Source organism: Bacteroides ovatus, from assembly GCF_001314995.1.
GTDB lineage: Bacteria > Bacteroidota > Bacteroidia > Bacteroidales > Bacteroidaceae > Bacteroides > Bacteroides ovatus.
This window is the reverse complement of sequence record NZ_CP012938.1, coordinates 2,059,466-2,070,586: the sequence shown is the minus strand read 5'-3', so window position 1 is coordinate 2,070,586 and position 11,121 is coordinate 2,059,466. Positions and strand designations below refer to the sequence as shown.

General features: G+C 42.1%; 6 protein-coding genes. 5 read left to right on the top strand and 1 reads right to left on the bottom strand.

Annotated elements, in window-relative coordinates; translation table 11 throughout:
* Nucleotides 1–20 precede the first annotated feature (20 nt).
* From Bovatus_RS08375 to fsa, 5 genes are all read left to right on the top strand, one after another.
* Nucleotides 21–1,448: a RagB/SusD family nutrient uptake outer membrane protein gene (locus Bovatus_RS08375; RefSeq protein ID WP_004300829.1), complete on the top strand. Its 1,428-nt coding sequence runs from the start codon at nt 21–23 to the stop codon at nt 1,446–1,448.
* A 19-nt stretch (nt 1,449–1,467) separates the two neighbouring features.
* Nucleotides 1,468–3,972, top strand: a complete 2,505-nt coding sequence (locus Bovatus_RS08370) for a zinc-dependent metalloprotease (protein WP_004300828.1) — start codon at nt 1,468–1,470, stop codon at nt 3,970–3,972.
* A 307-nt stretch (nt 3,973–4,279) separates the two neighbouring features.
* Nucleotides 4,280–5,026 carry a 2,3-diphosphoglycerate-dependent phosphoglycerate mutase gene (gene gpmA, locus Bovatus_RS25185; RefSeq protein WP_004300826.1) on the top strand — a complete coding sequence of 249 codons (747 nt, stop codon included), beginning with the start codon at nt 4,280–4,282 and terminating at the stop codon, nt 5,024–5,026.
* 27 nt (nt 5,027–5,053) lie between these two features.
* Nucleotides 5,054–6,106 (top strand): class I fructose-bisphosphate aldolase, encoded by a 1,053-nt coding sequence (locus Bovatus_RS25180; RefSeq protein ID WP_004300825.1) that lies wholly within the window; start codon nt 5,054–5,056, stop codon nt 6,104–6,106.
* A gap of 67 nt (nt 6,107–6,173) precedes the next feature.
* Nucleotides 6,174–6,830, top strand: a complete 657-nt coding sequence (gene fsa, locus Bovatus_RS08355; protein ID WP_004300824.1) for a fructose-6-phosphate aldolase — start codon at nt 6,174–6,176, stop codon at nt 6,828–6,830.
* 107 nt (nt 6,831–6,937) lie between these two features.
* On the opposite strand, the gene Bovatus_RS08350 is transcribed toward fsa, so the two are convergent.
* Nucleotides 6,938–10,885 (bottom strand): hybrid sensor histidine kinase/response regulator transcription factor, encoded by a 3,948-nt coding sequence (locus Bovatus_RS08350; protein ID WP_004300823.1) that lies wholly within the window; start codon nt 10,883–10,885, stop codon nt 6,938–6,940.
* Nucleotides 10,886–11,121 lie beyond the last annotated feature (236 nt).

Sequence of the window (11,121 nt, the reverse complement as noted above, 5' to 3'; positions counted from 1 at the left end):
CCATTTTAAAAATATAAGATATGCGTAAATTACTTTATATATTGCCAGTTATTCTCATATTGGGTTTTGCAGCCTGTGAAAACTATGTGGATATTACTCCTACAGGCAAGAAAACGGTGGATTCTACTGATACTTATTATGAATTGATAGCCCTGCCCAACCGGGCCTACCATCCGGCAGCTTTTGCCTTGTTGAGCGATAATGTCTGGTCGAAAGAATCGAATATCATAGGTAATGAATTTATTTCATGGGATGGTATTAACATGACTTTTAATGAGGCAGCTAACCGGAAAGAGCTAAGTGATAACAATTTATATGAAAATTGTTATACATATATCCTACGGTCAAATATCGTAATTTCATTGGTTGATGCTAGTCTGGGTGATAAAGATGTTAAGGAATTGGCAAAAGCGGAAGCAAAGATCATGCGTGCCTGGGATCACTTTATTCTGATAAATACATTTGCGAAAGCATATAATCCGGAAACTGCAGCCACTGACGGTGGAGTTGCTATCATTGATAAATATGATTTGGAGGCTACTCCAACCAAATCTACGGTTGCTCAAGTATACGATTTTATTATTAAGGATATAGAAGAAGCGCTTCCTTATTTACAGGAAGAGCCGGTGAATGTATATCATCCGTCAAAAGCTTTTGGATATGCGTTGGCTGCCCGTGTTTATCTGTTCCATCGAGATTGGAAAAAAGCGAAAGAAGCTGCCGAAGAATCATTGAAGTTGAATAATACCCTGATTGATTATATTGATTTGGGAGCTAAAGGAGGTCCGACTAAGGTTACTACTTATGCCAAAGGCGGTAACCCGGAAGTGCTGAACTATGCTTATATGGGTGGTCCTACTGAAGTTTTGGCCTTTTGTTATGGTATGCTTAGCCCGGAGATGGTACAACTTTTCGGGCAGAATGATGAACGTTTGAACCAATTCTTTAAAACGAGTGACAACAGTGTATACTACTTTGACGAAGGTTCAGGAGCTGCTTTGTGGAATACTTCGATTACTTATTCTAAGTTTCAGCCTATGTCTGTGGGAATGCGTACTGCCGAAGTTTACCTGATTCTGGCAGAAGCGAAAGCACGGCTGAAAGATATACCGGGAGCTGTCCAAACATTGAATCAGTTGCGTGAAAAACGAATCAAGAGAGCCGAAGCTGTATTGCCGGAACCTGCTACCGAACGTGCGATGGTGCAGGCAGTCATTGATGAGCGCCGTAAGGAGTTAATCTCCGGATTTAGTCGCTTCTGGGATTTGAAACGATACAATACGGAAGCTGATTACGCAAAGACAATCACCCGTACTTTCCCGCTGGTATCTACGGATGTCGAGAAAAAGACATATACGTTGAAGCCGGATTCACGGTTGTATATCATTCCATTCCCGTTGGCTGCCCGTGAAAAAAATCCGAACCTGACAATGAACACTAACGAATGAAAAAAATAAAGAGAAAACTATGCGAAAGATTTTGATGATGGCTGTGTTGGCGTTCCTGTCCTTGCAAGGTGTGGGAGCTCGTGCCAGTGGTATATCTCTTCTGGAAAGTGGAAAGAAGAAACTGGTAGCACAGGAAGATACGGTCAAGAAAGACACTGTTAAGAAAGTAACGGCTTATGAAAAACTGTTGAAAGATGGAGGAAGTGAATGTGAGGGTATGTTTACGGTACGCCACATCAAAGATAACTGGTATTTTGAAGTGCCGGATACTCTTTTAGGACGGTTGTTGTTGGCTGTGACCCGGTTTAAAGCAGTGCCACAGGGTTTCAAAATGCTTAGCGGAGAAGAGGTGAACCGGAGTGTTGTTTATTGGGAACAGCATGATGATAAGACTCTCTTTTTACGCGAATATGTGCAATCACAGTTTGCCCGTCCGGGTGATAACATTGCCGAGGCATTGAAACAATCGACTGTAGATCCTGTAATCTATAAATTTGATGTAATCGGTAGAAATCCGGAGACTCAGGCACAGCTCATTGATGTATCAAAACTCTTTTTAGGTGATAATAAATTGTGTGGCTTTACCTCAAGCGACCGTTCCATTCTTGGCATTGGTACTTTAGCCCAGGACCGCACATTTATGGATACGATAAAAACCTATCCTATCAACGTGGAGGCAGTGACTTTGCGTACTTATAGTATTAGTGCTGGTAGACTACCGGCTGCACAGACTGGTTCGGTGACTGTGAAACTGAATACAAGCATCGTGATGTTACCCAAAGAACCGATGCAGCCACGGTTTGCCGATGACCGGGTGGGATTTTTCCAAAACTCGTTGACCGAATTTTCGGACGACCAGCAGACTACCGATCGTGGAGCCATCATCCAGCGCTATCGGTTGGAACCGAAAGATCCGGAACGTTACCGTCGGGGACAACTCTCCGAACCGAAAAATCCCATTATCTACTACATTGATCCGGCAACACCGAAGAAGTGGATACCTTATCTTAAAGCAGGTGTCGAAGACTGGAATACAGCATTTGAAGCTGCCGGATTCAAGAACGCTATAATAGCTAAAGAATGGCCGAACGATCCCAATATGAGTTTGGACGATGCGCGTTATAGTGTGATACGTTATCTACCCTCCGAAACGGAGAATGCTTACGGTCCGCGTATTGTCGATCCGCGTAGTGGAGAAATTATGGAAAGTCATATTTGTTGGTATCACAACGTAATGAACTTACTCAAAAAGTGGTATATGGTGCAGTGCGGGCCACTGGATAAGCGCGCACGCACGATGACTTTTGACGACAAATTAATGGGCAGTCTGATTCAGTTTGTCTCTTCACATGAAGTGGGGCATAGTATCGGCTTACGGCACAATATGGCAGCCAGTTCGGCTACTCCGGTAGAGAAACTGCGTGATAAAGCTTGGGTAGAAGCCAATGGTCATACGGTATCAATCATGGATTATGCGCGGTTCAATTATGTAGCCCAACCGGAAGATCGGATTTCCGAAAAAGGATTGTTCCCTCGTATCGGTGTTTATGACAAATGGGCTATCCAATGGGGATATCGCTATCGTCCGGAATTTAAGGATCCTTATAAAGAAAAAGACGTATTACGTGCCGAAGTAACCAAAAAACTGCGGGGAGATCATCGCTTGTGGTTTGTTGGTGATGAAGGAAAGGGATTTGATCCCCGTAGCCAGAGTGAGGACTTGGGCGACAATAATATGAAAGCCAATGAATACGGTATAAAGAACCTGAAAAGAGTGATGGAAAACATACTGACCTGGACAGCACAGCCTGACGGAGAGTACACTGACTTAACCACCATTTATAATTCGGTTCGTGCCCAACATCTGAAGTATACCCTGCAAGTGCAGAAGAACATAGGAGGACGCTATACCAATAATTTGCCGGATCTCAAAGTGCATGATTATCTGCCACGCAGTTTGCAGAAAGAAGCTGTTGAATGGTTGGGACGCAATTTGTTTGTAGCTCCACTCTGGCTCTACCCTGATGAAGTGGTGAGTCGTACCGGAGTCAAACCGGTGGATGAGATTCGTGACCGCCAAAGCTCTGTTGTAGCTTTGCTACTTGCACCGGGAATGTTGTATAATATTTACTCAACCTCATTGTGTTCTTCGGAATCGTATGCACTCGATGATTATTTGAACGATGTATTTACTGCAATATGGAAACCGTTGAATGATCCCAATGAACTGGAGAATAATTTCCGCCGTCAGTTGCACCGGACTTATCTGGGGTTTGTCGAAGGAATGATTAAACCTAGTAGCAAAGATGGTGCCAATGCAAATCTGGCAATCAGCCGTTCTGATATTCAGCTTTTTGTAGAACAGCATTTAGATAAGATTGAAGAGTCAGTAAAAGAGCAACTTGCTGCTTCTAAGGAGGGAGATCTCAATTACCGGCATTATGCGGCATTGCTGCGCAACGTTCAGAAAATAAAAGAAGGATATTATGGAAAAGATGCTGATACGCGGTCTTCTGATAAATAGCTTTGAGGAAAACGAAGAATAGAAAAAAATAGAAAAGTAGAACAGATTTTCTTGTATATATAAACTCTCTCTTTTTACTTTTACAGACTTACTCTTCTCTAATGATAACCTTGCTTTGATGAATCATCATCCATAATGCAAGCTTAGAATTAGAGGAGGGTATTTTTTTATATCCCTGATTACTGCATCCCGCTTCTTTGTAGAAAGAATCATTATTTCTGGGTATTGACAACTATTTATTTTCTAGTGAACTTTGTGAAGAAACAATCTGTTGTATATATAAAAAGAAGAAAGGAGAATTTTAGAAATGAAAAAGATAGTATTACTTCGTCACGGAGAGAGTGCATGGAATAAAGAAAATCGTTTTACGGGCTGGACAGATGTAGATCTGACAGAAAAGGGAGTTGCCGAAGCTGAAAAAGCCGGAGAGACATTGAAAGAATATGGTTTCAATTTTGATAAGGCTTATACTTCCTATTTGAAGCGTGCGGTGAAAACCTTGAACTGTGTTCTCGATAAGATGAATCTGGACTGGATACCTGTAGAGAAAAGCTGGCGCTTGAATGAAAAGCATTATGGTGAATTGCAGGGATTGAATAAAGCCGAGACTGCCGAGAAATATGGAGAAGAACAAGTGCTAGTGTGGCGTCGTAGCTATGATATAGCTCCCCATCCTCTTTCAGAAAGTGATTTGAGAAATCCCCGTTTTGATTACCGTTATCATGAAGTACCCGATGCGGAGTTGCCTCGTACTGAATCATTGAAAGATACCATTGAACGTATTATGCCTTATTGGGAAAGTGATATATTTCCTAGTCTGAAAACAGCTCATACGCTGTTGGTGGTCGCTCATGGCAATAGTTTGAGAGGCATCATCAAGCATCTAAAAAACATCTCCGATGAAGATATTGTCAAGCTGAATCTACCTACGGCTGTGCCTTACGTATTTGAGTTTGATGAAAACCTGAACGTTGCTAATGACTATTTCCTGGGAAACCCGGAAGAGATCAAAAAACTGATGGAAGCAGTAGCCAATCAGGGAAAGAAAAAATAGAAAAGTTACACATTAAAAAAAGAAGTTATGAGTAAAGTAGTAGAATTATTAAGAGATAAGGCCTGTTATTACCTGGACCACACTTGCGAAACCATTGATAAATCATTGATTCATGTTCCGTCTCCCGATACAATAGATAAAATCTGGATTGATTCGGACCGGAGCATCAGAGTATTGAACAGTCTGCAAACGTTGTTGGGACATGGCCGCCTGGCAAATACCGGTTATGTGTCTATACTTCCTGTCGATCAGGACATCGAACATACTGCCGGAGCATCGTTTGCCCCCAATCCGATCTATTTCGATCCGGAAAATATCGTAAAACTGGCTATTGAAGGAGGCTGTAATGGAGTAGCTTCTACCTTTGGGATTCTTGGATCCGTAGCACGTAAATATGCCCATAAAATACCTTTTATCGTTAAGTTGAATCACAATGAATTACTTTCTTATCCTAACAGTTTCGACCAAGTATTGTTTGGTACCGTTAAAGAAGCCTGGAATATGGGAGCAGTAGCGGTAGGCGCCACTATCTATTTCGGTTCGGAACAGAGTCGCCGTCAGCTCGTGGAGATAGCCGAAGCTTTTGAATATGCTCACGAACTGGGGATGGCAACCATTCTTTGGTGTTACCTGCGCAATAATGATTTCAAGAAAGGTGCTGTCGATTATCATGCTGCCGCCGACCTGACAGGACAGGCCGACCGTTTGGGAGTGACTATCAAAGCTGATATTGTGAAACAGAAACTTCCGACTAATAATGGTGGCTTCAAAGCTATCGGTTTCGGAAAGATCGACGAGCGTATGTATACCGAACTTGCTTCCGAACATCCGATTGACCTTTGCCGCTACCAGGTAGCCAACGGCTATATGGGACGCGTTGGTTTGATTAACTCCGGTGGAGAATCTCACGGTTCTTCCGATTTGCGTGATGCAGTCATTACAGCTGTAGTCAACAAACGTGCAGGAGGTATGGGATTGATTAGCGGACGTAAAGCGTTCCAGAAACCAATGAACGAAGGGGTGGAATTATTGAATACTATTCAGGATGTATATCTTGATTCGTCAATAACGATTGCATAATCAGAGATGAATGGAAATAAATTATTATCTTTGACTATTAGATCGTTAACCATTAAAAATTAAGAGTATGAAATTTTTTATTGACACAGCTAATTTGGAGCAAATTCAGGAGGCTTATGACCTCGGAGTACTTGACGGAGTGACTACCAACCCTTCGCTGATGGCGAAAGAAGGTATCAAAGGAACGCAGAATCAGCGTGAACATTATATCAAGATATGTAAGATTGTCAACGGAGATGTCAGTGCCGAAGTGATAGCAACCGATTATGAAGGAATGATTCGTGAAGGTGAAGAACTTGCCGCGCTCAATCCGCATATTGTAGTAAAAGTCCCCTGTATTGCCGATGGCATTAAAGCGATCAAACATTTCACGGAAAAGGGAATCCGTACTAACTGTACATTAGTCTTTTCAGTAGGACAGGCATTACTGGCAGCTAAAGCCGGAGCTACCTATGTTTCGCCTTTTGTCGGTCGTCTGGACGATATTTGTGAAGATGGAGTAGGGCTTGTGGGAGATATTGTACGTATGTATCGTACCTATGATTACAAGACACAAGTGCTCGCTGCTTCTATCCGCAATACGAAACATATTATCGAATGTGTGGAAGTGGGAGCAGACGTTGCTACTTGTCCGTTGAGTGCTATCAAGGGTTTATTGAATCATCCGTTGACGGATTCGGGATTGAAGAAGTTTCTGGAAGACTATAAAAAAGTCAATGGTTAAGTAAGTAATGAAACTTGCAGTATATTAAAATTTTTAGGCACGGATTATTTGCTCAGGTCTTAGAATTCCGTGCCTAAAGAATATTTGTTTTTTCGGGTAGCTGCTCATTACTCTTTTTTCCGTTCCTGTTTTCTCTTCTCCTTATATTGAGTTGGCGTTTCTCCTGTATATTGTTTGAAAGCCGTACTGAAATAGCGTGAAGTAGTGAAGCCGACCTTCTCGGCAATTTCCGTGAACGACATGTCCGTACTGGTGATTAATGTGATCGCTTTCTCCATCCGGAATTTATTAATGTAATCATTGGCTCCCATATCGGTCAGAGCTTTTAGCTTATTGTAAAGGGAAGCCCGGCTCATACCTATCTCCTTGCAGATAAAAGTGACGTCCAGATTGCTGCTATCCAGATGTTCCTGAATAATTTTATTCAGTTTCAGCAGAAATGTTTCATCTGCTTGGCTGAAAGTGCTCTCTTCCGGCGCAGGGACTAATCCTGTATTCAAATATCTTTTCTTGATAGATTCGCGGTTTTTCAATCGGTTGCGAATGATTTCCATTAGCATTTCTATCTCAAAGGGCTTAGTCAGATAAGCGTCCGCCCCGTTCTTGTAGCCACTCAACTGACTTTGTTTATCATCTCTTGCTGTCAGCAGAATGATAGGAATGTGACTGATCGTAATATCTTCCTTTATATTTTTGCAAAGTTCATATCCATTCATTCTCGGCATCATCACGTCACTGACGATAATATCCGGAGCATGATTTCTGGTCAGTTGAAGGGCTTCCACACCATCGGAAGCAATCACTACCCGTTTGAAATATTCTCCCAGTGACTTTTTCAGAAAATCCGTCAAATCCGGATTGTCATCCACCACTAGAATACTGTAAGGACTCGTATCGAACGTATTTTCCTCCGGTAACTGTTCTTTGCTATCATCGTTCATCAATTCGTTCAGATATGCCTTCGGCTGACAGACGATCTCTTCCGATTGTTGTCTCAAGGGTAGTTCAAAGAAGAATGTTGCACCAGCTTCCTGATTATCCCGTGCACCGATGGAGCCTCCGTGTAGTTCTACCAGAATCCTGGAATAAGATAATCCGATACCTGTGCCGCTTTGCTCTCCTGTACCTTGATAGAAACGGGTGAAGAGTTTTTGTGTATTTACTTGTTTCAATCCGTTTCCCCGGTCAATGATGGAGATACGTACGCTATTTTTCTCGGAAAGCAACTCCGATGTAATTGTTATTTCTGCATCTTGTGGACTGTGTTTCAAGGCATTGATAAGCAGATTGCTTAGAATAATCTCACACTTATCTTTATCGAAACTTACAGTATTGACCTGTGGGTCAAGCTGATAGCGGATACGGACGTTTTTAGCTTCACCTTCGCTGACGAAATCTTGGGATACATGTTCAATCCATTGATTGAGAGCATACGGCTGTATCTGCAATTTACTTTCCCCAACCTCCATTTTGCGTACATCGAGTACCATATTAATAAGGTTTTTCATTCGCTGTGACTGGCGATAGATTGCTTTTATAGGTAAATATTGTGTATCTTCGGCAGAAAGCGATTTCAGTATCCGGCTAAGCGGTGCGTGTATGAGCGTTAAAGGTGTGCGCAGCTCATGACTGATATTAATAAGGAAACGTACTTTTTCTTCATATACCTGTTGTTCATGTTCCTTCATTGCCCATTTCAGTTTTTCTTCCTTACGCTTTAGAGTTCTTCGGAAAGTTTCAATAATAGCGGCAGCAGTAAGAACGGTACAGCTAAGAATAAACCACCATGTCCGATACCAGGGAGGGAGAATGGTTAGTTCCAGTACTTCCTGACTGGGAATCCAACTGCCATCTTTAGCTGTACATGAAGCCATAATCTTATAACTTCCCGGAGGAAGTGAACGTATAGCCAGTTCGGGATTGTACGATTCGATTTGCTGGTCATTCAGTCCTTCTATCTGGTATCTGTACACTTTCTGTCGGAAAATGTCCTTCTCTTTCGACATGATCCGGATAGTGATATTACTGTTCCAGGGAGCGGAGATCCCTGTTGGTCGATTGGTTAATTCGTTATTCACGGATTCTCCATTGATGATGACATCAGATAATTGGAGTTGGGGAAGTTCAGAAGTTGTTAATGGTATTTTGCAGTTAATGTGCAGTAAACCTTTTACTCCACCCATATAGACGTCTCCCTGCATACTTAACAGGCGGGGTTTGGAAAGATATTCGTTCTGGATTACGCCGTCTGATTCGCCGAATAGAACGAACTTTTTTTCTTTGATAAGCCAAGCGAAAAGCATGCTGTCAGCTCCTATCCATACTTTTCCTTGCTGGTCGCATACGATCAAAGTGATTTCACTAAATAGAGAGGTCGGGATCGGAGTCTGTATTTTGGTGGCGGGATTGTAGTGTACCAATCCGTAATTGTTCCCAATCCAGAAGTTTCCCTCTTCGTCTCTTGAAACGGAGTTGATGGTCGTGTCTTTCCAGCATCTGTATAGGGCTTTCAGCCGGTTTGTATGGTTGTCCAGTTCATATATGTGCTTCGTATCATTTAGATAAGTGGTGTTCCTATAATTGCCGATTGGCAGGAGAGCACCGATAATATCTTGTTCTTCCTGTTCTATAGCGGTACTGAAAGTACGTGTATTCAAATCATATATATAGATATGTTCTCCAAGGAACAGAATGCTGTGATGAGTGTTCCGGAGTAGATTTACAGCCTTGCCTCGATTGCATAAGAGTGCTGTTGTTTCAGCGTCGACAATGGTGAAAGGTTGTTTTTCTCCAGTTGCCGGATTGAAAATAAATACTCCTTGTGAGAAAATAGAAATTAATAATTTACCGGGAGTAAACTGACAGATAGAGGCAACTTTGTCTTCCCAGGTGGAAGGGTAATGAGTAAATTTCTCTGTGAGCGGATTAAAGTTGTTGATACCTCCTCCGTCCGTACCTACCCAGATTTGATCTTGAGATTCCTGGAAAAGACTTAGAACGGTATTGTTGCTAAGTCCCCGGTCGTTGCCGGGTGGTACGTCTGTATATGTTTTCATGGAAACTTCCCGGATGCTGATTAGTCCGTTGCGGATGCTGCCTGCCCATATATTGTTGTTGTAGTCGTTGTATAGGCATAAGATAGAGTTGGCGGGAAGTGAATAGTTGTCACTTCCGGGCACATGTTCCAGCAGAGAAAAATGTCCGGTTTCCGGGTCGAGAATATTAATGCCTCCTCCGTCTGTTCCAATCCAGATTTCTCCTTCCCGTTCGGCGAGACTTAGTACAACATTGTTACTTAGAGAAGAGTTGTGGGTAGTATATGTAGCCAGTAGTTTACCGTCATGTGTCAGGCAGTTCAGCCCTCCGTTGTAAGGGGCTACCCAGATTCTTTTTTGTGAGTCTATGAGTACGTTCATTATTTCCTTTCCGCAATCGAAAGGAGGACGGCGGCATTTTCCGGTATTCAGGTCGAGCAGGAGTAGTCCTTGCCAGCGACTACAACAAAGTAATGTTCGTTTATCCCATAGACTTAGCAGAGTCACATTATAATTGGGCTCTAGGTCAAACGTTTGCAGGAGGCGGAAAGTGGCATCCTGATAATTATAGAAAAAGATTTTATTTTTCGAACCGAATAACACTCCATCATCAGTCAGGCAGACGGAATAGGCGATGATATTATTTCCTGTTTCATCAGTCGGTATAAGAAAGTCATCGCTTTGCCGCTGATAACGTGCCACTCCCTTATCTGTCAGAATCCATATATTGTTTTGTACATCTTCTATCAGCTGGTAGATTAAATTGTGAGGAATGGAATGAGGGTTGTTTGACTGATGGACATACTTTTTAAGTTCATGTCCGTCATATCGTCCCAGTCCGGAGCGGGTTCCAATCCATACAAAACCTTGTTCATCCGTTAAGATGCATCGTACGGTAGAAGGCAGTCCGTCTTTTAGTGAGATTTGCTTATAGTAATAATGACCGGCTTGAAGAGGGGAGATGCCGATAAACAGTGCGATAAATGCGATGCATAGTAGTAAAAAGGTCTTTCTTCTCATGAGATTAGGTCAGTTAAACTAAAACAAAGATAATACATTCGGATGAATGTTTGTTGAAAAGCAAACTTATTTTGTATTCCTTCAGGTAAAAGAGTTATATATAGTTGCTTTTCTCTATTTAATTTTGTATCTTTAAAGCTTTCCGTCCTTTTAAGAATAGTTTGTCCCCTTGCAATGGGATAATAGTCATCTTATAGGGTGCTATTTATCACTTTACAAAATGATTATTGTCACCT

What these genes read in the sequence shown, in the direction of transcription:
- Bovatus_RS08370 (WP_004300828.1), top strand. Translation starts at nt 1,468, where the DNA reads ATGCGAAAGATTTTGATGATGGCTGTGTTGGCGTTCCTGTCCTTGCAA.
- fsa (WP_004300824.1), top strand. Translation starts at nt 6,174, where the DNA reads ATGAAATTTTTTATTGACACAGCTAATTTGGAGCAAATTCAGGAGGCT.
- Bovatus_RS08350 (WP_004300823.1), bottom strand. Translation starts at nt 10,885, where the DNA reads ATGAGAAGAAAGACCTTTTTACTACTATGCATCGCATTTATCGCACTG.
- Bovatus_RS08375 (WP_004300829.1), top strand. Translation starts at nt 21, where the DNA reads ATGCGTAAATTACTTTATATATTGCCAGTTATTCTCATATTGGGTTTT.
- gpmA (WP_004300826.1), top strand. Translation starts at nt 4,280, where the DNA reads ATGAAAAAGATAGTATTACTTCGTCACGGAGAGAGTGCATGGAATAAA.
- Bovatus_RS25180 (WP_004300825.1), top strand. Translation starts at nt 5,054, where the DNA reads ATGAGTAAAGTAGTAGAATTATTAAGAGATAAGGCCTGTTATTACCTG.